At 46.1% G+C, this 736-nt stretch carries 1 protein-coding gene; it reads left to right on the forward strand.

All coding sequences use genetic code 11. The features are described 5' to 3' along the window. The coding region (gene gspN / locus ACS8FD_RS20175; RefSeq protein ID WP_439277177.1) for a type II secretion system protein N at positions 1-572 on the forward strand (572 nt) is incomplete at its 5' end. Between the last annotated feature and the right edge of the window lie 164 nt (positions 573-736).

The following is a 736-nucleotide window of genomic DNA, read 5'->3' on the forward strand; positions in this document are numbered from 1 at the left end:
AGTGGTCTTGGCAGCCGTGGCAACTGTTACTGGGTAAAATAGGCGCTGATGTTAATATTACTACGGGACAAACCCGTCTTGATGGCCAAGTCAACATAGGGCGTCACTCTTGGCAGGTTGATGATATGAGCGGCAAGATTGCTTCTGATACGCTATCTAGTGTGGTTGATTGGCAGCTGCCAAATACGCCCATTCAAGTAAATGCCGTCTCATTGCACCGCCAATCAAGCTCAAAAATGACTGGCTTTACAACAGCAGATGGTCAGCTCACTTGGGTAGGCGGCGAAGTTGGTTATCCAAGTGGTGGCAAGGTGTTTTATATTACGATGCCAGCAACACGTGCTGAGCTAAATACAGAACAGAAAAACGATAAAAATTTGCTGCATATTAACCTATTAGACAATCAAGATAAGCGCTTAGGGGATCTATATCTCGATGGTGATAATATGCTAGATGTGAGCCTGACGCAGCGATTGTTAGAAAATATGCCTGAATACCAAGGGCAAGCACCAAAAGATACAGCGGTAGTAAGTGTTCGCCAACCACTTCTGACAGGTTTGGGGGCGCGTTAAATGACAAGTATTCCAGCACGCCTAAAACCAGTGGTAGATAACTTAAACCGATTTTCGGTATGGCTACTATTATTGGCACTTGGTTGGCTAGCTTGGACTGCCGCGCGCCTATTATGGTTGATATTAGCGCCACCTACTGCGCCTGCATTGCAGGTACAGCCATT

It is taken from the genome of Psychrobacter sp. 1U2, from assembly GCF_051847575.1.